We start from the raw sequence: 20620 nt of genomic DNA, 5'->3' as shown, positions 1-20620 counted from the left end.
TTCAGGATTTCTTATGGTGAAACGATACCGGCTGCGCGATTCAACCGGGGAACAGCGCGGAACGCCCGCCGTCGACCGATACCGGCGACGAATGCAGCGGGTTTTTCAGCGTACCGCTTGCCGCGCCGGCCTTTTCCCAATTGAGCCTCGCCCATGTCGCGATCCGACCACGTATGCGACCCCGTGTATCCGTACTGCTCGCCCAGCCCCGGCACATCGTCAAGATCGAACGCGGGCATCGTGACGTGCTTCGAAAGGTCCGGACGCTTGTAGTCGAATGTGCCCGTATCGAGTTCGGCCGACTGAATTTCTTGCGAGTCGATCCACTCACTCAGGCCGTCGAATTCCTCGTCTTGTACCGAGCGGCTAAACAAAATGGTCTTTTGCTTTAACTCGGGAACCGAGAAAAGATCGTCCATGATGACGACCTTGTGAGACTTGCCGTCCTGCGCGATATCGAAACGCGGAAAAAGACCGAGTTCTTCAAAGGTGCGGTGGACGTAATTCCAGTCGGATTCCCATTGCATCCGCTGAGAATACGAGCGCAACGATTGACGCAGTTGCCAAGTAAAGTTACCGGTCGCCTGCGGATACTTTCCCAGCACATCGGACACGGTTTGTTGCGCGGGTGTCTCGATCCAGTCGCGTCGGTCACTGCCGAGGCGCAGTAGCGCGAGGAATGAATTGAAGCGGAGTTGATAGTACGTATTGGCTCCGTCCCCGCCCAAGCGGCTGAACGCCGTCACATAACCGTGAATCGGCATTTCGCTGCCATCCGTTTGCCGGATCCACAGCGTCACGGATTGCCGGATCAGCGCCTTCGCCGGAATTGTTTCGAGCCGCGTCGACGTTGCATCGATCGTGAATTCGAAGTCTCGCCCAAGGCATGCGCGCCCCCGGATATAGAGCGGGACCAACGCGTCTTCGCCAAGCGGCGTATCAAGGCGGACGATACGCCCATGTTGCACGTATTGTGTGCGTAGCGCCTTGTTCAGCAATTCCGAAACCATCAGACTACCCCGTACCGTGTAGTAACAAAAACGGCCGCCGGGCAATGCCGGGCGGCACATTGGTATCACATCAACAGGAGAAGGCCCAAAAGTTTCGGCCGCTGCGGGGCCTTCAGGTATCAATGCGGTTTAAACCGTCGAATCGCGCCGAGCCGGGATTCATCATATCAAACCGTGATCCATCCCGGCGTGCGCTGACGATGTTTCACATTCAGTATCGCGCCGAAAGATTTGCCTCGCCGCCATATCGGGCCAGTCAGTATCGGGAAGCCGTCAGGCGCAAGGCCTCGTGTCGCCGCTGCAAGTCTTCTTCTCCTTGCTCGCTCAGTTCGTGCATCGCTTGCAACACATAGCGCCGATCCTCGTCGCGCATTTCGGCGTGTAGCGCGAAGCGGGCGATAGCGGTTAATTTAGTGAAATGTGCCATGAGGCGCTCGAACGATTCCAGCGCTCCTTGCACCGCGCACTTCGGAATGGACGGCATGGCGCGTGCCGTTCCTGTTCGGGCTCGCGATCGGCCCGGTCGGGCTGTACATCCGCCGCTACGTCGACGAAGGCGTCGAGTTCAAGATGCAGGCGCGCTCCGAGGCGCCGGTGCGCGAGCTGTTCGCGGATCAGAAGGTGCGGTTGCTGCTTTCGATCGGCGCGCTCGTGATCTCGACCGCGATCAACTACATGATCCTGTACATGCCGACCTACGCGATCAAGCAGCTCGGGCTGCCTGCATCGACGGGCTTCGCCGCCACGCTCGCGACCGGTTTCGTGCTGACGCTCGTCACGCCGGTCGTCGGCCATCTGTCCGACCGCACCGGGCGAATCCGGATGATGGCGGTCGCGGCCGTGCTGATGCTGCTGACCGTGTGGCCGACGTTCGCGTGGCTCACACGTCACGCGTCGTTCGCGACGATGCTCGCCGCCCTGGTCTGGATCGGCGCGCTGAAGGCGATGTACTGCGGCGCGCTGCCGGCGCTGATGGCCGAACTGTTCCCGTCACAGACGCGCGCCACCGGGCTCGCGGTCAGCTACAACACCGGCGTCACGCTGTTCGGCGGCTTCGCGCCGTTCGTCATTACCTGGCTGATCAGCACGACCGGCAACCGGCTGTCGCCGGCGCTCTACCTGATGGGATGCGCGCTGCTGAGCCTCGCCGCGCTGTTCGCCGCGCGCACGCGGCTGAAGATGCGCTGACGCGAGAAACGACGGCGCGGTGCGGCGCCGCCGAAACCTCCCGACTCGGCCCGTCGCGGCATCGCTGCCGCGCGGGCCGCGTGCCGTTTACGGCGCCGGATTCGGCTGACGTTCGTGCAATGCATCGATCTCGGCGAGGATCTCGTCGGACAGCGTCACGTCGATGCTGCCGATGTTCTCCTTCAACTGCTCGAGCGACGTCGCGCCCACCAGGTTGCTGCGCACGAACGGGCGGCTGTTGACGAACGCGAGCGCCAGTTGCGCGGGCGACACCCCGTGACGCCGCGCGAGCGCGACGTAGCGCGACGTCGCGTCGACGGCCTGCGGCTTGCTGTAGCGCTGGAAGCGCTCGAACAGCGTGATGCGCGCACCGGCCGGCCGCGCGCCGTTCTCGTACTTGCCGGACAGCCAGCCGAACGCGAGCGGCGAATACGCGAGCAGGCCGACTCCGTCGCGATGCGTGAACTCCGACAGCCCGTTTTCGAACGTGCGGTTCAGCAGGCTGTACGGGTTCTGGATGCTCGCGATGCGCGGCAGCCCGAGCTTTTCGGCCGCGCGCAGGAACTGCGCGACACCCCACGGCGTTTCGTTCGATACGCCGATCGCGCGCACCTTGCCGGCTTTCACGAATTCAGCGAGCACGCCGAGCGTTTCCTCGATCGGCACCGTGTACGCGTCGTCGACCCACGGATACGCGGGCCGGCCGAACGTGGTCGTGCTGCGATCGGGCCAATGCAACTGGTAAAGATCGACGTAGTCGGTCTGCAGGCGCTTGAGACTGCCGTCGAGCGCTTCGGTCAGGTTCTTGCGGTCGAACTGGTTGCCCTCGCCGCGAATATGGCGCGGATTGTGCGGCTGCCGCGCCGGCCCGGCGATCTTCGTCGCGAGCACGATACGGTCGCGCTGCGCGCGATGCTGCGCGATCCAGGTGCCGATGTATTGCTCGGTGCGGCCCTGCGTGTCGGGCTTGGGCGGCACCGGATACATCTCCGCGGCGTCGATCAGCGTCACGCCCTGCCCGAGCGCATAGTCGATCTGCTCGTGCGCGTCGCGCTCCGAATTCTGCTCGCCCCACGTCATCGTGCCAAGACCGATCAGGCTGACCTCGATACCCGAATCGCCGAGTGTGCGGTATTCCATGCTGTTCCTGTCGCGTCGGTGGAAAGCAGGAAAGCTACCACATCGAAGCAACTGCTTCAGTCAGGCGCGGCGCACGCTTACAGGCGGCTGGCGGTGCGGCACCGCGCGTTCACGCGCCCGCTCGGACGAGGGTGCTGCCGCCCGTCATTGCGGCCGCTGGATGAAGCAGGTCGCCGACGCATGCGCGACGATCTTGTCGTCCGGCGTCTTCAGCGTGCCCTCCGCGACGCCCAGCGAACGCGACAGGTGAATCACGCGCCCTTCGGCGATCAGGTCGACGTCGCGCGGCACGGGCCGCAGCATCTTCACGTGGAGATCGACGGTGCCGTAACCGACGCCCGCGTCGAGCATCGAATGCACCGCGCACCCGGTGACCGAATCGAGCACCGTCGCGGCGAACCCGCCGTGCACGCCGCCCAGCGGGTTCAGGTGCCGGCCGTCCGCCCGCGCCGAAAACTTCACGTAACCGAGCTCGACGTCGAGCGGGCGCATCGGGATCGTCTCGGAAATCGACGCAAGGGGCGCGTCCCCCGACGCGGCGGCACGCAGCAGATCGAGGCCAGACAGGGAAAGCGGATTCATCGGGTTGTCTCCGGGTTGAAAGCGCGTTGCCGCGCAAGTAAGTTCTAAATTGGAACTAATTATTGTCAACGGTACCGGCCGTTGTCAACGCGGCGGCGTCGGTTGCGACCGAAGGCGGGTTCTATAATCGAACCCGCTATTTCGCTGAACCGCCGCAAGACCGCCGCAACAGGCAAGAGACTCGACGATGAAATGGGATGACATCGGCACGCTGAACTGTTCGGTCGCGCGCACGCTCGCCGTGCTCGGCGACCGCTGGACCATGCTGATCCTGCGCAACGCGTTCCTCGGCTGCCGCCGCTTCGACGCGTTCCAGGCCCAGCTTGGCCTGACGCGCCACGTACTGGCCGAACGGCTCGCGCGGCTCGTCGACGAAGGCGTGCTGGCCAAGCGCGCGTATCAGGAACGGCCGCCGCGCTTCGAATATCGGCTGACGGAAAAGGGCCTCGATCTCTACCCGACCCTGGTCGCGCTGATGGCGTGGGGCGATCGCTGGAAGGACGACGGCCAGGGGCCGCCGGTGCAATTGCGCCACCGGGCCTGCGGCCAGCTGATGCACGCGGTGACCGTCTGCTCGGCGTGCGGGGAACCGCTCGACGCGCGCGACGTGCAGCCCGAGCCGGGGCCCGGATGGATCGCGTCCGACGGGACCGCGGCGCCCGCCTCCACGGATTGACGATACGTCGCGCGCGGATGTCGTTCCGGCACGCCGGCTCGACATACGCTTAGGCCCCGAGCCGCATCGCGTCGCAGCCCCCCGGGCGCACGCATTGCTCGCACCCGGGTTCGCCGCGACGGCAAACGCAATCGCCTCCCATCGCCGGCACTACCGCCGTGCGTTGATCGCCCTGCTCGCCCGCAGAGGCTGCATAACGCAACTTTGCGTCACCCTCTCCACCCCTGCCGATCACTGCGTGCGCCTTCGCTTCGCATCCGCGCGTGACCGGGCCGCCACGCGTGCGTTACACTCACGGCCCGCTGTCTCGAAATTATTCGCTGTCCAAGATGTTGTCGCGCAATCGCCTCGCCGCCGCCTGTCTCGCCGCTTCCCTGCTCGCCACACCCTTCGCCGCCTTCGGCAAGACACAAAGCGAATCGCTGCTCCAGCAAGCGATCGATCTCGTGTCGCGATGGCTGCCGGCCCCCACTCACGAAGCCCCCGCGACCCAGGTCGTCGAATCGGCCTTCTCGCCCGACGGCGGCGCCGAGGCGCTCGTGCTAAAAGCGATCGGAGCGGCGCGCAGCTCGATCCGGGTCGCCGCGTACTCGTTCACGTCGCCGCCCATCGCACGCGCGTTGCTGGCCGCCAAGCGCCGCGGCGTCAATGTCGCGGTGGTCGTCGACGACAAGGGCAACCGCGCGAAGAGCAGCAAGCAGGCACTGAACCTGCTCGTCAACGCGGGCATCCCGACGCGCACGATCGACGCCTATGCGATCCATCACGACAAGTACCTCGTGATCGACGCCGAGCACGTCGAAACGGGTTCGTTCAACTACAGTGCGTCGGCGGCCAGCCGCAATTCCGAGAACGTCGTCGTGGTCTGGAACAATCCGCAACTCGCGTCGCGTTACCTCACGCACTGGCAAAGCCGCTTCGACCAGGGCACGCCGTACCGCTCCAGCTACTGACGCGCGACACGGGCTTTCTCCCGGCGCTCGGCCCCTGCCTTTTTGCCGCCGCGTTGCAGATGATCGGCGAGCATCGCGCGATGTTCAATTCGGCCGAATGGCCAGCACGCCGCGTCGCGAAACGCCCATCACGCGCGATGCGCGGCGTTCAATGGATTTCAGGCACCCGCCCGGTCGCCGCACCCGCATGCGCGCTCGACACACAGCGGCTCGCGTGCCCGTCCGAGCCGCTGGCCGAGTTCGCCGAGAGCCCGTGGTCGCCGCTCGGCAGCACGCTGCGCATGCAATCGGTGCTGAACGTCAGCGTGTTCTGAACCAGCGGGTAAAGGAAATACAGCGCAAACGCGAGATAACCCGCGTACAGAATTCGAACCATGGTGCGATGGGGTGAACGATTGGATTCGTGCTGTTTACGGCAGCGCGATACGCGCCCTTGAGGCATCGCGCGTCCGATCTCGCATCGGGACGGAACGCGGGCCGATGCCTCGCTTCTTGCCGCCCCTTCACCGACACCCGCGAACCCGATCACACTGCATCCGGGGATGCGCGATACTGTCGTACATATGCCCGATGACCGGCCCAACAGTCGGGACAAGAGACAAGGCCTATGCAAATCGCACCGATACCAGCCGACGAGGCGGCCCGGCTCGATACGCTTCATTCGCTCTCGATTCTCGATACGCCGCCCGAAGAGCGCTTCGATCGCCTGACGCGTCTCGCGCGCCGGCTGTTCGACGTACCGATCGCCCTCGTCAGCCTTGTCGACGAGAATCGCCAGTGGTTCAAGAGTCATGCGGGACTCGACGCCACGCAGACGCCGCGCGACGTGTCGTTCTGCGCGCACGCCCTGCTCGCGGGCGATACGATGGTGATCCAGGATGCACGGAACGACGATCGCTTCCACGATAACCCGCTCGTCACCGGCACCCCGGGCATCCGCTTCTATGCCGGCCGGCCGCTCGCCGCGCCGAACGGCGCCCCGATCGGCACGCTGTGCCTGATCGACACGCGGCCCCGCTCGCTCGAACCCGACGAACTCGCGCTGCTCGGCGATCTCGCCCATCTGACCGAGCGCGAGATCGCCGCGCTGCATTTCGCGACCACCGACGAACTCACGCAGCTGACGAACCGGCGCGGCTTCGAGATTCTCGCCCGGCATGTGCTGAACCTGTGCGATCGCGTCGGCCGTCACGCCGTGCTGCTGTTCTTCGACCTGAACGATTTCAAGGGGATCAACGACCGCTTCGGCCATGCCGAAGGCGATCGCGCGCTCAAGACGTTCGCCGAAACGTTGACGGGCGCGCTGCGCGACGGCGACGTCATCGCGCGGCTGGGCGGCGACGAGTTCGTCGTGCTGTTGAGCGCCACCGATCCGGCCGACGTCGCCGAGCCCGTCGAACGCGTGACGCAGGCGCTCGCGCAACGCAATGCGGCCGACGCACGCGGTTATGCGATCCGCTTCAGCGTCGGGCACGTCGCCTATGATCCCGCCCGCCATCGCAGCGTCGCCGACCTGCTTGCCACGGCCGATCGGCGGATGTACGAACACAAGCAGCGCGGCAAGACGGCCGGCGCATGACCGCCGACGAGTCAGGCCGGCACGGCGCGATCGAGCCGCCAAGCCGCCGCTCGGCCGCGCTCGTGCGACGGCGTCGGTTCAACTGCCGCAGGGCGGCGCGCTGGCCATTGCGTCCGCGATCTGCTCGGGTGTCAGATCGCGCTGATGCGTCGCCAGCGACCAACGATGGCCGAACGGATCCTCGACTTGCCCGTAACGATCTCCCCAGAACATGTCGGCGGCCGGAATCGTGACCGTCGCGCCGGCCGCGACCGCCTTCTCGATTGCCGCATCGGTGTCCGGCACGTACAAATGCAGGCAGACGGGCGTGCCTTTCAGCGCCTTCGGCCCCAGCGCACCGTGCTCGGGCATTTCGTCGACCAGCATCAGCGTCGAATCGCCAATCGCGAGGCACGCATGCGCGAGCCGGCCGTCGGGCATCTCGAGGCGAAACTGTTCGGTTGCATTGAATGCGCGCGTGTAGAAGTCGATGGCTGCGATTGCGCCCGCACAGATCAGATGCGGGGTCAGCGTGCGCATCCCTTCCGGGATCGGCTTGACGGGCGTGGGCATGGTGTCGCTCCTTCAGTCGGTTGTCGTATCGAAAATCGGGACGGACGCGCGATGCGCACGCCTCCGATGCTACGACGGACGACTCCACCGGAAATCGACACGGTGCCCGGGATTTTTTTGTTTGCTCGAATGGCGGACTGCGCAGGACGCCGTATCGAGCATCATCGGCCCGTTCGATCGGCCGGTTCGTCCGGCAGGCCGAACTGTCGGCGGCAGGCCTCCAGCAACGCGGCCACCGCGTCGAGCGGAAGATCGGCAAACCGGGCGATCGGCAGCATCACGCCGCCCGGCACCTTCGTACGGGAAGAATGTACGGAGAACTGGTAGCCGATGTAACGATGACCGGCGACGCTGACGATCCGGAATTCAGCGATGTCGCGCCACGGCGTGACGGGTTTTTCGCGGGCGGAACCGATCAGCCGGAAGCCCGTCTCGTCGACCTGCAGCGCCAGCTTGCGCCGCGACGAAACGAAAAACGCGGCACTTGCGAGCCCCAGCAACGCTGCCAGCGCCGCTATCGGCCAGAGCGTCGGGGCAGCCACATAACCGCACAGGCTCGCCGCGGCCAGCCCCGCGCACACGACCGCCCTGCTTTTCAGGCTTCGGCTGTCGACCGCGAGTGTCATCGGCAACGCGCCGATGACCGTTCCCGCAACGGGATCGACGTGCCAGCCGGAATCCGTCGTTTCGCGTTCGTCGTTCATTGCACGCCGGCTCGTGTCGACGGCCGTCGATCCATCGACGCGGCCGGCATGTCGGGATTTCCCTTCCGTTCGCGCGCATCGCGCGCCATCGCGCCGACGTCGGTCAATTGCACACCTTGACGGTACCGTTGATCGTGCATTGACCGACGGCCCAGTGGCTCTGCCCGGCCAGACGAGGCGCGACGCCCATGCCGAGAATCGGCTCGGCCGGCGGCGACGACGCGGGAACGGTCGTCGACGCGGTCTCGGGCGACGGTTGCACGGGCGTCGGCCCGGACGCGGTCTGGCAGGCGGCAAGCGCCAGACAAAGCGCGCATGCCAGCGGGAAGATGGCGAGTCCGGACATGGTCGTGGGCGCGTTCGCGCGATTCGGTTTGGGTAACGGCTCGCGGTCAGATCTGCGGCAGATCGCGCAACGTGCGCGACTCGCTCGTGGCATCGATATCGAGCTCGATGCCTTCCGATGCGTCGCGATACAGCACGCGTTTCAGCCTGGGCCCGATTGCGGTGGTGTCCGATGCCGAGAAGATCGCGCGGACATCGTTACCGGACGCGAGCGCGCGCGCCACGTCCGCCACCGGGGCCTCGCGGGGCGTCGCCGCCCACGAGCGATCGGCCGGGTTCACGGCCGCCCAGCGCACGTGCGTCACGCGCGCGCTGAGCGGATCGATTCGGACACCATTCACCGCGAACGTCGACATCGGCATCTCCTTTGAGTTTTTGCGGCCTGCCGCGTGCATGCGGCGCGCTGCGAACAGCCCGGACCTCATGTGCGCGGCGCGCGCGGCCCGCGATCGGGTGCGCGGCGCCGGCCAACGCGATTTTCGATGATACATTGAGACGCTTTGCAACCGTCAACAGACAATCGTGTACGGGAGAAACACATGAGCGACGCCTGGGGAACCTTCCCTGCCAGAATGGGCGACCATCAGGCTTTCATCAGCTTCAATCACGGCTTTGCGGAAATCGCGGAAGGCGATCCGCGCACGTCGCTGCTCAGCGTGCGCGTCCCCTTTGCGCATCCGTCGCCCGACGGTCTGCCGACCGGTGACGAATTCGCCGATCTCGCGAAGATCGAGGATCTGCTCGACGCCGCGATCGTCGCGAAAGGCGGCGTACAGGTCGGCCGCATCACCGTCGACGGCAACCGGGATTTTCTTTTCTACGTCCCGTTCGACGAAGAGGCGGCAGCGGAGATCGTCGACTCGCTGGCCGACCAGACGACCTATGCGCTTCAGTACGCCCATCAGGACGACCCGGACAAGGCGACATACTGGCAAACGCTCTACCCGACCGACGACGACTGGCAGATCATGCGCGACATGCGCACGCTGGATGCGCTGCGGCAGCAAGGCGACGCGCCCGACGTGAGCCGGCGCGTGATGCACTGGGCGTACTTCCCCGACCCGAGCGACGCGCACCAGTTCGCGGACTGGGCCGAAGCGAAAGGCTATCCGGTCGAGTCGGTCGCGCCGACCGAGGACGGCAAGTCGGCGGTACGGTTTTCGCACGAAGGCACGATGACGCTCGCCGACATCACGCGCCATACGATCGCGCTCAATCGCGAGGTGCGCGCACTCGGTGGGAACTACGACGGATGGGAAACCAGCGTCGAACAGGCGGGCTGAGCGGAGCGCCATGCCCGTAACGCGCGAGGTGACGTCACGCAAAAAACATCCCGGCAGCGCTGTAACGCGCCGCCGGGATCAAGGCATCGCCAGCAGGAACCAGCGATGGGCCTGAGGGTTCGCTCAGGCACGAGGAAAACAATTCGCACGGATCGGGCGAACGGATGTCGGGGGCGAACGTGTGCCGTCGCGCAGCCCGCCGAGCGCCTGTCCGGTTCCGCCGACGCGACCTTCCGGCGTCGGGGGGAGCAAAAAGCCCCCGCTCCTGCGCGAGCGAGCGGGGAAACGGTTGACCGGGCCGGGGAAGAACGGTCAACCGGTCAAATTGTGATCGCGGGCCGCGCGACGGTCTGTGCGGCAACTCACCCTCTAGTAACAATGTGACGGCAACCGGCATGCGCGCATGCCGCCGAATACCGTCATGATTGAAGCGTGACGCATCGCTTGCCGGCCTCGCTGACGAGGCGCCGGCCGACAGCGGCCGGCTTTACATTCCAGTGTCTTATCTCGCTTTAATTCAAATTTCTTTCTCAGACCCGCGCGCAGTTTCCGGTAAGCCGCGAATATTGTCAAAGCAGGATTATTCTATTTTTTGCGCAATGCGATTTTCGATCTCATTTTGGCGTACGGAATTTCTCGCACGCAATGATCTACGTCACGAAAATGCGAGTTCATTGCTACAACGCGCCACTGGAAAACCAGTCGGCAACCCTATCGATCCAGTCGAGATTGCCGGCGATTTCAATAGCGGCGTCGCCGACGATTTCGGCTGTCGACAGATGTTCCGCCACCGCGCCGGTTGCCGCCGCACTCGCCTTCGCAGGCTCGGTCGAAACGACGGGCCGCGGATCGGCAAGCCGCGCCAACCAAGCGACGATATGGGCGCGTGCGTCCGCCTCATCGGCGAAATCGTTTCGCTCGAGAAAACGGTCGAACACGACCCACGCGAGTGTCTTGCTACGCACCTCGGACTCGAGTTGCCTGTCGACAACGACGATACGGCCGGACTCCGTGATTTCGAGCGTCGCCGTGAAGCAGTAATCGAGATATTCGATCTCGAGTTTCGACGAGCTGACCTCTCCGTTCAATGTGCCCTCTCGATTTTCATGATGCCGGTTGCGTGACGCGTGCTTCGCGAAACAGCATGAAACTTGCATGAATTTCGCGCAGGGCTTCATTTTCGCTGGCGCGTATCGCGATATTGTCGCGATCGGTCAACGCGGACCGTCAACGCATGACCGCCCCATTCCCTTTGCCAGTTGAGCCGTAACTCGCTCGGTTTTCCTGTTTTTTGTCTCGACCCACTGCGCAGCCGCCCGCGCTGCTAAACTCGGATCACAGACCGCTTGCGCCACCAGAGGAAATAATGACGCTCGCTCATGCACGACAAAGCGGCGTAGATGTCTGGATCGTCCAGCTTCCCGGGCACGTTCCCTATGCCTACACGCACCTCAAGCGGGTATTCTCGTCCGACGACTCTCGCCATCGCGTCGTGACGATCGACCTGGGGAAACTGCTCGCCTGCGCGGACCGCGACACCACCGACTATGTGCTGCCGTCCGTCCAGTACTGGGCGCCTGGAAAAGCCGCGGGCATTCGCGAATTCCTCGATCCGAGCCGGGACCGGATTCCGGACATGCCGTTCATCACGTTTCGCGAGACGAGAACGCGAACGTTGCTCGGCATTCCCGGCCTGTCGAAAATCGGCGTCGCATCTTTCCGTAACGGCCAGCATCGCGCGCGCTATCTCGCCCATGCCGGCGCGACGATCCTGCCCGTCGAAATTCACGAGACCGAAGCCGATTTGCTTGTGCGGTATTGCGGCGAGTGATCGAAATGTCCGTTCGGCTTTGACCCGACGCGATGCCATAGCGGCTGGCTGCGGACGCCCTCGCGCGCGGCCGCACGCCGATGTCGGCCAGCATTCAAGCGTCAATCGCGTAAATCCGGTCGGTGACTTCCGTCTGGCCGATGCGACAGGTTTCGACGCCGGCCAATTGCCAGCCGTTGTGTTCGTAGAATCCGATCGCACGCACGTTGCCCTCCAGCACCTGCAGATGGACCCTGTCCACGCCGATGGACCGAGCCCACGCACGAACGGCTTCGATCATGCGCTTACCCGTGCCGCCGCCGTGATGCGAGGGATGAACGTGCAGGCAGTCGAGCAGCACACCCAGCGCCGGATCGACGGGGCGCTCCGCGCTGACGAAGCCGACGGGTTCGCCGTTCGACTCGGCGATCAGCACGAGACCCCACTCGCTCTCGTTGCGATCGAGATAATTGCGCCACCGGACCGCGTGCTCCGTCGGCACCTCGTCGGACAGATAGCTGGCCGGAAGGATGTGGCTATAGGCGGTTTGCCAGCTCAGCGTGTGCAGGCGAGCAATGTGGTTCGCGTCGTGCGGCGTCGCGGCGCGCAGTATGACCCGGGTGTCCGGCATCGGTAGCCACTCCTGATGTGGGTTCTCTTGATCGACATGTGTCGTCGCAAAATATACCGTGCTTTGCGGGATGCATTTCGCCGGGCTTGTGGGCGGGTCGTGGGCGAGCGGGCAAAAAAATCCCGACACCTTCTCCGGTCGTCGGGATCGAACGGCCCTGCAAAGCATGAGGGCACGAGGAAGATCCTACATTACACGCATGTAAGACTGTCGCGCTTTGTCGGTTTGCGCCAAGCCCCTGTTCGATTCGGCCAATCAGCCGGTTACGAGCGGCCGTAAACGAAAAAAGCCTGCTCGCGTTTTGCGCGAGCAGGCAAGAAAACGGATCAGCATTCGAGGCACGAGGGCTGTCCAGAGAAGATAACGGCACGGCAAGCGGGAACCTTAGGCGGGAAAGGAAGCGTCGCGGGCAAACGGGCATGGACGTTGTCATCGCAACGACACGGAAACGCGATACGGATCGGGCCCGCAGGCCTCGTCGCCATTTCCGTCACCACGTCGGAGATACGGGACAAGCGGTGCGATCGGTCGATACCCCGCACGATCGCGCGCGCGATTTCGATATCGCCTCGCCTCGTCCGAGGTCTCCTATTCGGTATCGAAGTCATATCGCCGGGGCGACCCGATTCCGTCTTTGCGAACCCGAACGTCCGCCATCCACGTGCTGCCGGGTGCCAGTTGCACGGACTCGCCGATAATTTCGTCACTGTCGAATATCGCTATGGCATTCGATTCTTTCGCGCATACGGCGGCCCCTCACATGCGCTCGATGTTGCTGCCGCGCAGTGCGCTTTACGCAAATCGTTCTTTGAAGCGCGAGGCCGAAATGGCATCGTGGTTGATTCGTTGAATACGGGGATGCCACTTCGTTAAAGACGCCGTGGCCAAGATACACATTGGCTGTGTCCGAACGCCAGAAAGCAAAAAGCCCGGCTCAATGAACCGGGCTTTTTGCTTGAATTTGTTGGGGTGGCTGATGGGACTCGAACCCACGACGACAGGAATCACAATCCTTATACATTTCCCATATATTTCAATGACATACGGATAAACACTGGAAGATGCTATTCCGCAAAGACCTTATCTGATGTAGCGCAAATTCTTCATCTTCCAGAGAAATCCCTTCATTTTGAGACCGCCAGCGGCATCATCGCTTCCACTGCCGGGTGCCGTCGCTTCCGGGGCGCGCCACCGCAAGATGGTTCCCATTCGAATCGCGAAACTGCTCATCTTCCCGTATGCACCCAGACAGCAAAAAGCCCCGACATGCGGGGCTTCTTGCTGTCAGCACAGGCGGAATTAGGTGGCGGCCATCTTGCCCACCACTCCACCTAAAGTATTGATACGTTGCTTTCCGTATCGAGCAATAGGCTTACGGCTCCACTGAATTTCGACCTGAACTGTGCATCCACCAAAGCTCGCCGAATTTCTGTAAATCTGCATCAGCTGTTCGCTCTTAATCGTACCTAATGCATCCATTACCTCGACGACACGTACGTACTCTGATCCAGAGCCAGCGCCGAGATTGCTGCGCACTTCGGCTTCTTGCTCAAATGATACAACCTGAGCAAATCGAGATTCGTCCGCTGCGTGCAACGTGTCAAAGACTGCAACCACCGGAGCTTCGGTTTCGGAGGTCGCTGCTGCACCAATTCCATTGTGCATCTGAACTTCATCCGTTCTACGCGTCGCCCGGGACGACAGAACTTGTCGAACTACGTACGCAGAAAAGGATGCAACCCCAATTACTACAGTCAGATAAAACAACCACTGTCGCCATTCGCTATTCGCGGGCAGCCTATCATAGAAAATTGCAATCCCAACTACGCTGATCAAGCAAGCGTTCGAAATCGCAACATACATACGATCCCATGACACTTTCCTGTCCATATCTATCTTCCTTGTTTCGCCACTAGGGAGGTCCATCCGAAGCCAGCTCCGAGCGCCTGAGCAAACGTCACCGGAGCACACAGCCCCAGCGAGAGAAACGTACCTAGCAAGACGAATAGTACTACTTCTACTGTCACTCTAACAAAACCGTCAGCGGGCATGAACGAATCCAGCCAAGCCGACAAGACATAGGCCTTCACCTTGGTGCGCCCTAGCCGTCCCCAAAGAAGGGCCGAGCCAATTGCGGTGATCACCCAAGCATGCCAGTCGCCAAGTGCGGCATTCCAAAGCATGGTTGACTCGCCCATCTTACCCTCTCAGCTTTGCAAGAGTGGCCTCTACCGCTTTGATCTGCTGCAACGCGTCGTCGATCTGCTCCCGCATGCTCGCCAACTGTTCTTTGGTGATCTGGAACCATACGAGTTGCCCCTCTGAATCCGTGTTCAGATGTCCGACCACAACGGGTACAAACGACTTAACATCATTGTTGTGGAAAGAAACGCGCACATCGACGTTTAGATCAAAGCGCATCAGAGTGGGCAAAACGGAGCGAGCATCGTCACTCCGTTCAACTTCGCGACGTGATTCTTCTCGATGAGAGAGAATTTCTCTGAACAGAGCCAGCAGGACTTCATTTGGCTCGTCCGAAAGGAGCTCGACGCCTCGAAGGATCGCCGAGAGTTGCTCGCTTGAAAGGTTGCCCTCGTACCGAGCTGACGCATACATCGTCATGGAGACAGCGGCCATCATCAGGTCAGCAGCGCGCTCGGCAACCCCAATTCTAGCGGCGAGCTTTTCCACCGAAGACGCAGCACCGGCCAAGCTTAACTTTCCGGCCTCGAGCATGGGAGGAAACGCTTCCGTTCGTACCGCTCGAAGTTGTTGAAACCCCTCTCGAATGCTCGCCTTCGCGCCGCTTGGGATGCTTTTTAGAAAATCAGTCAGTTGTTGTTCAGACAGAAGCTCTGCCATTTTTATTCCCCGTATTTTTTCGCGATTCTAGCATTTCTTGAAGTCTCGGCGTCGCCAGCGAAAACGTGGACTTGACGAATGCGGCTAAGGAATGTCTTCTAAATCCTCTCCGGCCCTGCAGCCATGTCCTCTGCCGGGTACAGTTGCAGCATCGCGCGTGCCGCCTCGACATTCGACGTAGTCAGCCATTCCTCCCAGTCGTCCGGCCGCAGGATCACAACCGACCGCTTCTCGTCGCCGGGCCGGTGCATGTGCTTCATGATCGGGTGCTCGTCGCCGTTGACGGTGATCATCGCCATGGCATGCTGCTCGGTGCCATCCGGGCGCTGGAGCGTCCGCCATATACCCGCAACGCACAGCGGCCGCCAGCCCGCCAACCCGATCCGGTACCGGATGTGCTTCCCAGTCTCCCAGTTCGGCTCGTAGATCCACTTCGCCGGGATCAGGCAGCGGCGCCCGGCGCGCCACGTCGGCCCGTACAGCGGAGACTTGCCGAGGTTGTCGTCGCGCACGTTCATCGTGCTGCGGATGATCGGCGGCTTCTTGCCCTGCTCCTTCGCCTTCTCGACGTTGGCCTTCTGCAGCGCGCGGGGCCAGAAGCCGAATCCGGCGACCATCGGCTTGAACTGCCCGTCGACGTAGCCGACGATCGGCGCGTTGTAATCCTGGTAGATCTCGGGCTTCCACGGGGTCCAGCGGTACAGGTCGCGGAAGCTGTCGATCTTGAGCTCGCTCAGGCCCGGATCCTCACCCGGCGCCACGTAGTTCGTGCACATCGCCGTCCCCAATTTTTCGAGTTGACGATCCCATCTTACCGCGCGATAAACTGTATATCCATACAGTACTTCGAGCAGCATCATGCAGCACTATTTCATCCTCAATGATCAGCAGGAGCCGGTCGAGGTCGATCTAGGGACGTTCTGCGCGTTCGACAAGAACGTCGCGGACACGACGGTCGCGGAGAACACGCGCGTCTGGACAGTCTTTCTCGGCACGACGGTGGATCGTGATCCTCCCGCACAACCGTACTTCGTCCACTACGTCTATGAGCCCGGATCGCAGTATCGGACAGTCAATACGTACGGGTATCACGAGGCAGTCGCGCGGCACGGCCGGATCGTTGAGTGGCTGACGAAACGTGCCGAGCGAAGGCGTCAGCGTGCCACCGCCGTCAGGGCATCGTAGTCGCGCTCGCACTGCTGGCCGGCGATGCGGGCACGGTCAGCATACTCTGCCAGGTCGCTCGCGCGCTGGTCAGACCGGCCGAGCACGTCGGCAAGCAGATCGAGGGCGTCGCCGGTTGCCGCGCTTCCGGCGGCAGCGGCGGGATGGCGGGCGGCGGCGACGAGCTGGTCGACGCGCTGCTGCAGGCTGCCAGCGGCAGCACGAGCAGCAAAAGCATCCGCAAGCGCGGCCGTTCGTTGTTGGTTCGCATCTTTCGCAATCTCCGATTGAGCCGCGGTGCGGCGTTGTTCCTCGGCGCGCGCGGCATCCACAGCCTTCGCTTGAGCCATCGCGGCGTCGGCCTTCATGCCGGCGATCTCGCGCGCGCTGACCAGGTGCTCGCCGTAGATGCCGGCGGCAACGCCGAGCAGCATGGCGAGCGCATACGGCCAAACCAGCTTCAGAAGTGTCATTTCCATTCCTTCGCATGCAGCTGCTTCAGCTCGTCCGGCGAGTAGACGAAGCCCGGCAGCAGGAACGCCTGAACGCTCCAGACCGGGTCGCTTTCCTCGTGCCGGCCGTGGTCCTTACCTCGGTGATGGAGTGCACACAGCAGCAGTTGGTTGTAAGTCGAGTCGACGAATGCCTCCGGCCGGGCCGGGTCGAACGCCTCCCAGTCGAAGCCCTGAGTCAGCTTGATCACGTCCCAGATCGGGTGCTGGCGCGGGATCGGCACGACGCGCTGCAGCTTGTGGCTGAACATCGTGTCGACCTGGTTCAGTGCGACGCCGCGGATCCACTTCCAGTCGATCGCGTGCGAGAACGCCCACTCGAAGAACCGGTGGTGCGACTCGACCGCCTGGTCGTCGCCGCACACCGCGCAGACGTAGCCGCCGGCAGCCTTCATCTCGCGCTTGCTCGCGCGGAACGTCGCCGACTCGGTCCGCGGCTCGTGATCGGGATAGAACACGTCCTCGGCGAGCGTGCGCCGCGTTTCGTGGGTTTTCGTGGTCGTCATAGGCCGCGCTCGCACAATGCGCGCTCTTCGGCGCGCCGTTTCACCAGACCCGGCAGCACACGGCCGCCGGCCGTCACCCACTGCGGCCGTCTGTTGTCCGCCTCGTTCATCGCGCGGCAGGCGCCCTTCCAGTCGCCGGCGTTGAACCGCTTTGCCGTCGTGCTGCCGCAGTACGCGCCCGCGCCAACGTTGTAGGCGAAGCTCACCGCGGCGGCGAGCTGGTACGTGTGTCCCTTCAGACCGGGCGTGCACTTCAGCACCGGCTCGGCGTGCTCGATCAGTCGTTGTTCAAGCCGCGCGCGGCATTCCTCCGGCGTGAAGCGCTGGCCGGCGCGCACGTCGTTCGTGTCGCCGTTGCACGCCGTGATGATCCCGATCGGGTCGGGCCGCGCGACGAGCTCGAGCCCCTCGAACTTCGGGACCATGGAAAAAAGAAGGGCTGCCGCAGCAGCCCCCACAACACCAGCGAGTGTCTTCTTCGGTACATTAGCCATCGAGCAATGCCCTCTTTCCCTTGTTTTTGACCAGGTAGTACGCCTGCAGCCCGATGTACGCGATCGTCGCGACGGCTACCCACCAGTTGATGTCGTGGCCGGTCAGCCACGGCCAGAAACTGCCTCCCACTGCTGGCGCGACCTTCACTGCGCTGGCTACGAGATCGTTCTTCATCGAGTCCCCGAAATAAAAAAAGCCGCCCGAATGAGGGCGGCCTAAAAAATCAGATATATGCTGTCTAGAATTCGAAAAGAACACCTTGATATGCACCCGGCGAATTTCTATACACATCCTTGGAAACAAAATACTCCGCCGTCCGAGCCCCCATACCAATCCCCATTCGCCTCATTCCCTCGATACTGAAATTAGTGATGTGAACATCGTTGTCAGCAAACACATTCGCCCTGTGCTTTTCGTTTAGCTCCCCAGCCGTCCAGAGAAATTTCCACTGGTTGCGCTCAACGAACGGCACGCTGAGATAGATCGCGCCATCGCGATTGAGATGGCGGCGCATCGATTCAAACAGGTTCCGTGGGTTTTCCAGATGTTCGAATACTTGAAGTGCGACAATTAAGTCATATTTCGCTTCATGAGTTTCATCAAACATCCCCAGTCTGCTATCGACCTTCATATTTTCCACAGCGAATCTGTGGCAATGTGGATTTACCTCGAAACCAGTGGCATTTATTCCATAATCCGCGCACGCCTTCAGGAAAAATCCTGCACCGTGACCGATTTCGAGAACGGAGCCCACCCCCGGAAGGCGAGTCAATAGCTCCAAGGCGAGCTGGCTCTGTAAAGCGTAATGGTTTTCCCTGTCCGCGAACAAAAACTCGAAATCCAGCAATTGCTGGGAGTCATCCTCAACGTATCCGGTGCGGTGAAAAAAGCTATTGCAATCCATGCAGAATCGCTGAGGATATGTCAACCCCGTGCGCGCACCAACAACATCTTGAACATGCAATGTATAAACTGAATCACAAGCTGGACAGCGGACCTCTGCCTTCACAATATACCCCGAGATCTTGTTTGGACGAGCGATCTTAGCACCTCAGGCCGCTCGCCATGCTACATATTCGCTCGCCTGAATCAGACCATGTTCAAGATGCAGTGTCAGGGTTGCTGAAGTGTACGCCGTCGTACAACGCGCCGATACTCACGTAGTCAGTATCCGCTAGTTCGATCGCACTCGATCCGTAAGGCGGGCTCCATTTGTCGACATTTCCGTCCCAGAGACAGACGTTGGAAACGACGCCGTTTTCCACAATCGCATATCGAGATACCTTGTCCATTATTCCCTCGTTACCATTCGATCTGCACGTGCCCCCCACTGCCGGGAGCACCGGCTCCTCCAGCGGAGGACGACGCGGCGTAGCAAGCACCGCCACCTCCACCACCGGAGCCGTATCCGCCAGCCGAGCGCCCCGCTCCTCCCCCGGCAACGGATGTGCCCCGGACCGCTCCGCCCCCTCCGCCGAAGGGACCGGAACCACCTGCACCGCCACCGCCAAAAGCAATACCGTCCATGCCCAATCCGCCGCCCGGGAAGCCACTCGAGCCGGAGCCGCCGCCCGGTATAAGGCCGCCTCCACCGCCTCCGCCGCCGCTTAGCGTGGCCAACGAACCTATTGTGGTATTGCCACCCGAAGTGCCCGCGGTGCCGTTGTTCGCGCCCGCAGCCCCTCCGGGCCCACCTGCTCCCCCTGCTCCGATCGTGATGGGGATTACCTGCCCCGGTGCCACGGAAAAGGCCGCACGAATCAGGGACTGCCCAGCTCCACCACCAGAACCGCCGCCCGCATTGTTCGCGTTGCCAGAATTGCCTGCGGCACCACCGCCGCCGCCGCCGCCCGCGGTCCCAGAAATATAGATCGTCGTAACACCGGGCGGCACGATGAAGCTGGAATTCGACGTATATGTGGCGAGTCCCTTTTGCTGTTGCTGAAGAGCGTGACTGCCCTGCGTCGCTGGCGCGACCTGCTGAGCTCCACCGATGCACTCGAACAGCACCCAGCAAAGCGTGCCGCCGTTGAGCAGCGGGCCGACATATGACACGAGCGTCGCAATCCCGTTGGCGACCATCTCGCCGCCCTGCAACGCTGCACCACCCAGGCCGAAGATCGGCCGCGATGCGAGACCGTCCGGCGAATAGGTCGACGCACCGGTATTCGTCACTTTGACAGCGATCGTCTGCACAACACCGCTCGCCGTCGGCAGGGCCGCCATCGGTACCGCATTGGCAGCGGCAAGAGCGTTCACCGACCCCGTATCCGTCAAGATGACTCGCTGCTTGGACGCAGCGTTGACGGCTTTCGTGAAATTGGCGAGCAGCGTCGGCGTGGTCCCGTCGTCGACTGCGGCTTGTCCGGTCTGCGCGACGATGAACTGCGCGATCACGGCAGCCATGATGCTCGACTGGCGCCACACCTTGTTCACCTGGACGGATTGCGCCGTGCCGGACAAGAAGCCCGTCGCAAGCGCGGTGAGCGCAGCGTACGTAGCCTGGTCGACAACGTTCGCACCCGGGCCGGTCGCGAACGGCAGGAAGTCGTTCTGAATCGTGGGCATTGATGCTCCAGAAATGAAAAAAGCCGCCCGAAAGGCGGCTTGCTATGCAGGTGGTGTGGT

At 62.6% G+C, this 20620-nt stretch carries 26 protein-coding genes and 1 pseudogene; 7 read left to right on the top strand and 20 right to left on the bottom strand.

The window, feature by feature from the left end:
• Window positions 1-11: 11 nt before the first annotated feature.
• Window positions 12-1010: a contractile injection system protein, VgrG/Pvc8 family gene (locus tag AC3IFE_RS02320; protein ID WP_489189476.1), complete on the bottom strand. Its 999-nt coding sequence runs from the start codon at window positions 1008-1010 to the stop codon at window positions 12-14.
• Window positions 1011-1266: 256 nt separating this feature from the next.
• Window positions 1267-1494: a hypothetical protein gene (locus AC3IFE_RS02315; protein WP_089467362.1), complete on the bottom strand. Its 228-nt coding sequence runs from the start codon at window positions 1492-1494 to the stop codon at window positions 1267-1269.
• Between AC3IFE_RS02315 and AC3IFE_RS02310 the strand changes: the two are divergent.
• Window positions 1491-2198 (top strand): annotated as a pseudogene (locus AC3IFE_RS02310) (MFS transporter); the annotation flags it as partial. The gene AC3IFE_RS02315 and the pseudogene AC3IFE_RS02310 overlap by 4 nt on opposite strands.
• Window positions 2199-2285: 87 nt before the next feature.
• On the opposite strand, the gene AC3IFE_RS02305 reads toward AC3IFE_RS02310, so the two are convergent.
• Both AC3IFE_RS02305 and AC3IFE_RS02300 read right to left on the bottom strand, forming a co-directional pair.
• Complete coding sequence (locus AC3IFE_RS02305) at window positions 2286-3338, bottom strand: NADP(H)-dependent aldo-keto reductase (protein WP_489189475.1); 1053 nt, start codon at window positions 3336-3338, stop codon at window positions 2286-2288.
• 144 nt (window positions 3339-3482) lie between these two features.
• Window positions 3483-3920 (bottom strand): PaaI family thioesterase, encoded by a 438-nt coding sequence (locus AC3IFE_RS02300; protein WP_050012568.1) that lies wholly within the window; start codon window positions 3918-3920, stop codon window positions 3483-3485.
• 187 nt (window positions 3921-4107) lie between these two features.
• Between AC3IFE_RS02300 and AC3IFE_RS02295 the strand changes: the two genes are divergently transcribed.
• Complete coding sequence (locus tag AC3IFE_RS02295) at window positions 4108-4596, top strand: winged helix-turn-helix transcriptional regulator (RefSeq protein ID WP_089467360.1); 489 nt, start codon at window positions 4108-4110, stop codon at window positions 4594-4596.
• A 329-nt stretch (window positions 4597-4925) separates the two neighbouring features.
• A complete protein-coding gene (locus AC3IFE_RS02290) occupies window positions 4926-5549 on the top strand; it encodes a phospholipase D family nuclease (RefSeq protein WP_089467359.1) in 624 nt (207 codons plus the stop codon).
• A gap of 148 nt (window positions 5550-5697) precedes the next feature.
• Here the strand turns inward: AC3IFE_RS02290 and AC3IFE_RS02285 are convergent, their stop codons facing one another.
• Complete coding sequence (locus AC3IFE_RS02285; protein WP_489189474.1) at window positions 5698-5925, bottom strand: hypothetical protein; 228 nt, start codon at window positions 5923-5925, stop codon at window positions 5698-5700.
• 231 nt (window positions 5926-6156) lie between these two features.
• Between AC3IFE_RS02285 and AC3IFE_RS02280 the strand changes: the two genes are divergently transcribed.
• Window positions 6157-7128 (top strand): GGDEF domain-containing protein, encoded by a 972-nt coding sequence (locus AC3IFE_RS02280; protein WP_489189473.1) that lies wholly within the window; start codon window positions 6157-6159, stop codon window positions 7126-7128.
• 78 nt (window positions 7129-7206) lie between these two features.
• Here the strand turns inward: AC3IFE_RS02280 and AC3IFE_RS02275 are convergent, their stop codons facing one another.
• The 4 genes from AC3IFE_RS02275 to AC3IFE_RS02260 form a co-directional block, all read right to left on the bottom strand.
• Window positions 7207-7680, bottom strand: a complete 474-nt coding sequence (locus AC3IFE_RS02275; RefSeq protein WP_089467358.1) for a VOC family protein — start codon at window positions 7678-7680, stop codon at window positions 7207-7209.
• Between the two features lie 161 nt (window positions 7681-7841).
• Window positions 7842-8384 carry an aspartyl-tRNA synthetase gene (locus tag AC3IFE_RS02270; protein WP_489189472.1) on the bottom strand — a complete coding sequence of 181 codons (543 nt, stop codon included), beginning with the start codon at window positions 8382-8384 and terminating at the stop codon, window positions 7842-7844.
• A gap of 103 nt (window positions 8385-8487) precedes the next feature.
• Window positions 8488-8730: a hypothetical protein gene (locus AC3IFE_RS02265; protein ID WP_489189471.1), complete on the bottom strand. Its 243-nt coding sequence runs from the start codon at window positions 8728-8730 to the stop codon at window positions 8488-8490.
• A gap of 46 nt (window positions 8731-8776) precedes the next feature.
• Window positions 8777-9085, bottom strand: coding sequence for a hypothetical protein (locus AC3IFE_RS02260; protein WP_011545327.1), 309 nt, complete (start codon window positions 9083-9085; stop codon window positions 8777-8779).
• A gap of 183 nt (window positions 9086-9268) precedes the next feature.
• Between AC3IFE_RS02260 and AC3IFE_RS02255 the strand changes: the two genes are divergently transcribed.
• Window positions 9269-10012: a DUF695 domain-containing protein gene (locus AC3IFE_RS02255; protein ID WP_089467355.1), complete on the top strand. Its 744-nt coding sequence runs from the start codon at window positions 9269-9271 to the stop codon at window positions 10010-10012.
• A 677-nt stretch (window positions 10013-10689) separates the two neighbouring features.
• On the opposite strand, the gene AC3IFE_RS02250 is transcribed toward AC3IFE_RS02255, so the two are convergent.
• Entirely contained in the window at window positions 10690-11100 is a 411-nt protein-coding gene (locus AC3IFE_RS02250; protein WP_489189470.1) for a hypothetical protein, read from the bottom strand.
• Window positions 11101-11378: 278 nt separating this feature from the next.
• Here AC3IFE_RS02250 and AC3IFE_RS02245 point away from each other — a divergent pair, with 278 nt between their 5' ends.
• Window positions 11379-11843 (top strand): plasmid fertility inhibition factor family protein, encoded by a 465-nt coding sequence (locus AC3IFE_RS02245; RefSeq protein WP_489189469.1) that lies wholly within the window; start codon window positions 11379-11381, stop codon window positions 11841-11843.
• Window positions 11844-11937: 94 nt separating this feature from the next.
• Here AC3IFE_RS02245 and AC3IFE_RS02240 read toward each other — a convergent pair whose 3' ends face one another.
• From AC3IFE_RS02240 to AC3IFE_RS02225, 4 genes are all read right to left on the bottom strand, one after another.
• Window positions 11938-12453, bottom strand: a complete 516-nt coding sequence (locus tag AC3IFE_RS02240; RefSeq protein ID WP_489189468.1) for a GNAT family N-acetyltransferase — start codon at window positions 12451-12453, stop codon at window positions 11938-11940.
• Window positions 12454-13752: 1299 nt separating this feature from the next.
• The gene (locus AC3IFE_RS02235; RefSeq protein WP_489189467.1) at window positions 13753-14343 is read right to left on the bottom strand and encodes a hypothetical protein; all 591 of its coding nucleotides are present in this window, start codon (window positions 14341-14343) and stop codon (window positions 13753-13755) included.
• Between the two features lie 309 nt (window positions 14344-14652).
• Entirely contained in the window at window positions 14653-15315 is a 663-nt protein-coding gene (locus AC3IFE_RS02230; RefSeq protein ID WP_489189466.1) for a hypothetical protein, read from the bottom strand.
• Between the two features lie 98 nt (window positions 15316-15413).
• Complete coding sequence (locus AC3IFE_RS02225) at window positions 15414-16091, bottom strand: SOS response-associated peptidase family protein (protein WP_489189560.1); 678 nt, start codon at window positions 16089-16091, stop codon at window positions 15414-15416.
• An 82-nt stretch (window positions 16092-16173) separates the two neighbouring features.
• Between AC3IFE_RS02225 and AC3IFE_RS02220 the strand changes: the two genes are divergently transcribed.
• Complete coding sequence (locus AC3IFE_RS02220; protein ID WP_104012168.1) at window positions 16174-16500, top strand: hypothetical protein; 327 nt, start codon at window positions 16174-16176, stop codon at window positions 16498-16500.
• Here AC3IFE_RS02220 and AC3IFE_RS02215 read toward each other — a convergent pair.
• The 6 genes from AC3IFE_RS02215 to AC3IFE_RS02190 all read right to left on the bottom strand — a co-directional run bounded on the left by AC3IFE_RS02215 (window position 16470) and on the right by AC3IFE_RS02190 (window position 20560).
• Window positions 16470-16952, bottom strand: coding sequence for a DUF2514 family protein (locus AC3IFE_RS02215; protein WP_489189465.1), 483 nt, complete (start codon window positions 16950-16952; stop codon window positions 16470-16472). The two genes, AC3IFE_RS02220 and AC3IFE_RS02215, sit on opposite strands and share 31 nt — an antisense overlap.
• The gene (locus AC3IFE_RS02210; protein ID WP_489189464.1) at window positions 16949-17497 is read right to left on the bottom strand and encodes a hypothetical protein; all 549 of its coding nucleotides are present in this window, start codon (window positions 17495-17497) and stop codon (window positions 16949-16951) included. The genes AC3IFE_RS02215 and AC3IFE_RS02210 overlap by 4 nt, the downstream gene beginning before the upstream one ends.
• Entirely contained in the window at window positions 17494-17991 is a 498-nt protein-coding gene (locus tag AC3IFE_RS02205) for a lysozyme (RefSeq protein WP_489189463.1), read from the bottom strand. The genes AC3IFE_RS02210 and AC3IFE_RS02205 overlap by 4 nt, the downstream gene beginning before the upstream one ends.
• Entirely contained in the window at window positions 17984-18166 is a 183-nt protein-coding gene (locus AC3IFE_RS02200) for a hypothetical protein (RefSeq protein WP_060010129.1), read from the bottom strand. The genes AC3IFE_RS02205 and AC3IFE_RS02200 overlap by 8 nt, the downstream gene beginning before the upstream one ends.
• 64 nt (window positions 18167-18230) lie before the next feature.
• The gene (locus AC3IFE_RS02195) at window positions 18231-18896 is read right to left on the bottom strand and encodes a class I SAM-dependent methyltransferase (RefSeq protein WP_489189462.1); all 666 of its coding nucleotides are present in this window, start codon (window positions 18894-18896) and stop codon (window positions 18231-18233) included.
• A 398-nt stretch (window positions 18897-19294) separates the two neighbouring features.
• Window positions 19295-20560, bottom strand: a complete 1266-nt coding sequence (locus tag AC3IFE_RS02190; RefSeq protein ID WP_489189461.1) for a hypothetical protein — start codon at window positions 20558-20560, stop codon at window positions 19295-19297.
• Between the last annotated feature and the right edge of the window lie 60 nt (window positions 20561-20620).

It is taken from the genome of Burkholderia sp. APQ4-4ca, from assembly GCF_057837105.1.
This window is presented reverse-complemented; position numbering and strand designations above follow the sequence as displayed.

Bases quoted from the DNA above. Each gene is read 5' to 3' on its own strand.
- AC3IFE_RS02260 (WP_011545327.1), bottom strand. From the start codon at position 9,085: ATGTCGACGTTCGCGGTGAATGGTGTCCGAATCGATCCGCTCAGCGCG.
- AC3IFE_RS02215 (WP_489189465.1), bottom strand. From the start codon at position 16,952: ATGACACTTCTGAAGCTGGTTTGGCCGTATGCGCTCGCCATGCTGCTC.
- AC3IFE_RS02270 (WP_489189472.1), bottom strand. From the start codon at position 8,384: ATGAACGACGAACGCGAAACGACGGATTCCGGCTGGCACGTCGATCCC.
- AC3IFE_RS02275 (WP_089467358.1), bottom strand. From the start codon at position 7,680: ATGCCCACGCCCGTCAAGCCGATCCCGGAAGGGATGCGCACGCTGACC.
- AC3IFE_RS02205 (WP_489189463.1), bottom strand. From the start codon at position 17,991: ATGGCTAATGTACCGAAGAAGACACTCGCTGGTGTTGTGGGGGCTGCT.
- AC3IFE_RS02300 (WP_050012568.1), bottom strand. From the start codon at position 3,920: ATGAATCCGCTTTCCCTGTCTGGCCTCGATCTGCTGCGTGCCGCCGCG.
- AC3IFE_RS02225 (WP_489189560.1), bottom strand. From the start codon at position 16,091: ATGTGCACGAACTACGTGGCGCCGGGTGAGGATCCGGGCCTGAGCGAG.
- AC3IFE_RS02255 (WP_089467355.1), top strand. From the start codon at position 9,269: ATGAGCGACGCCTGGGGAACCTTCCCTGCCAGAATGGGCGACCATCAG.
- AC3IFE_RS02210 (WP_489189464.1), bottom strand. From the start codon at position 17,497: ATGACGACCACGAAAACCCACGAAACGCGGCGCACGCTCGCCGAGGAC.
- AC3IFE_RS02305 (WP_489189475.1), bottom strand. From the start codon at position 3,338: ATGGAATACCGCACACTCGGCGATTCGGGTATCGAGGTCAGCCTGATC.
- AC3IFE_RS02285 (WP_489189474.1), bottom strand. From the start codon at position 5,925: ATGGTTCGAATTCTGTACGCGGGTTATCTCGCGTTTGCGCTGTATTTC.
- AC3IFE_RS02195 (WP_489189462.1), bottom strand. From the start codon at position 18,896: ATGGATTGCAATAGCTTTTTTCACCGCACCGGATACGTTGAGGATGAC.
- AC3IFE_RS02245 (WP_489189469.1), top strand. From the start codon at position 11,379: ATGACGCTCGCTCATGCACGACAAAGCGGCGTAGATGTCTGGATCGTC.
- AC3IFE_RS02295 (WP_089467360.1), top strand. From the start codon at position 4,108: ATGAAATGGGATGACATCGGCACGCTGAACTGTTCGGTCGCGCGCACG.
- AC3IFE_RS02320 (WP_489189476.1), bottom strand. From the start codon at position 1,010: ATGGTTTCGGAATTGCTGAACAAGGCGCTACGCACACAATACGTGCAA.
- AC3IFE_RS02220 (WP_104012168.1), top strand. From the start codon at position 16,174: ATGCAGCACTATTTCATCCTCAATGATCAGCAGGAGCCGGTCGAGGTC.
- AC3IFE_RS02240 (WP_489189468.1), bottom strand. From the start codon at position 12,453: ATGCCGGACACCCGGGTCATACTGCGCGCCGCGACGCCGCACGACGCG.
- AC3IFE_RS02235 (WP_489189467.1), bottom strand. From the start codon at position 14,343: ATGGACAGGAAAGTGTCATGGGATCGTATGTATGTTGCGATTTCGAAC.
- AC3IFE_RS02200 (WP_060010129.1), bottom strand. From the start codon at position 18,166: ATGAAGAACGATCTCGTAGCCAGCGCAGTGAAGGTCGCGCCAGCAGTG.
- AC3IFE_RS02290 (WP_089467359.1), top strand. From the start codon at position 4,926: ATGTTGTCGCGCAATCGCCTCGCCGCCGCCTGTCTCGCCGCTTCCCTG.
- AC3IFE_RS02230 (WP_489189466.1), bottom strand. From the start codon at position 15,315: ATGGCAGAGCTTCTGTCTGAACAACAACTGACTGATTTTCTAAAAAGC.
- AC3IFE_RS02315 (WP_089467362.1), bottom strand. From the start codon at position 1,494: ATGCCGTCCATTCCGAAGTGCGCGGTGCAAGGAGCGCTGGAATCGTTC.
- AC3IFE_RS02265 (WP_489189471.1), bottom strand. From the start codon at position 8,730: ATGTCCGGACTCGCCATCTTCCCGCTGGCATGCGCGCTTTGTCTGGCG.
- AC3IFE_RS02190 (WP_489189461.1), bottom strand. From the start codon at position 20,560: ATGCCCACGATTCAGAACGACTTCCTGCCGTTCGCGACCGGCCCGGGT.
- AC3IFE_RS02280 (WP_489189473.1), top strand. From the start codon at position 6,157: ATGCAAATCGCACCGATACCAGCCGACGAGGCGGCCCGGCTCGATACG.